The following is a 663-nucleotide window of genomic DNA, read 5'->3' as shown; positions in this document are numbered from 1 at the left end:
GCGTCGAGTTGACTGACGCCCTGGGAGAGTTGGAGGCGCGTGGCGGCATCCTTGCGCGCCTTGGCGTCGAGATCCTTCACCACCAGCGCGTAGACGGCATCGTCGAGCGTCGGGTGCGGATAGATCTGCCGCGTCAGCGCCAGCAGCACCGCGCCCTGGTGCGTGTCCAGGCCCTGCAGCTCCAGGGCCCAGACCCGGCTCGGCGCCAGCGCCGCCAGCGACGAGGACAGCGCCAGCGTGCCGATCAGCACGCCGCTTCCCTTGAGCAGCTCGCGGCGCGTGAGCGCGATACGCCGCGGGCCTTCCGCTTCGGCCGGCCCCTGGCGGGCGATGCCGATGGTTTTGCCTTTCATGTGCGTCTCCTTGATTGCGGGCACGGTGTTGCTTGTCGTTGGTCTTGTTCTGATGCGGTGATGCGGTGATGCGGGCCGGCTTGCCGATCAGCGGTAGTGGCCGTGTCGTTCCAGTACCTCGATCTTGTAGCCGTCCGGATCCTCGATGAAGAAGAAGCTGGCGATCAGTTCGCCCTGGCCGTCGCGGAACTCCTTGAGATCCCTCGGCTGCATGCCGAGCGAGATCAGCCGCGCGCGCTCGCCGGCCGCGTCGGCCACCACGAAGGCGACATGGCCGTAGCCGTCGCCATGCGTGTAGGCCGGCTCGCGG

General features: G+C 68.2%; 1 protein-coding gene and 1 pseudogene. Both read right to left on the bottom strand.

Annotation, left to right across the window (positions count from 1 at the left end; translation table 11 throughout):
* Positions 1-353 (bottom strand): twin-arginine translocation signal domain-containing protein (locus HWX22_RS31360; RefSeq protein ID WP_175917001.1); only part of this gene is annotated, 353 nt, incomplete at its 3' end.
* Between the two features lie 87 nt (positions 354-440).
* A pseudogene (locus HWX22_RS31355) lies at positions 441-663 on the bottom strand (lactoylglutathione lyase); the annotation flags it as partial.

Source organism: Burkholderia sp. BCC1638, from assembly GCF_902833195.1.
Taxonomy (GTDB): domain Bacteria; phylum Pseudomonadota; class Gammaproteobacteria; order Burkholderiales; family Burkholderiaceae; genus Burkholderia; species Burkholderia diffusa.
Note: the sequence above shows the minus strand (reverse complement) of the source record. Positions and strands in the feature narration are given on the sequence as shown.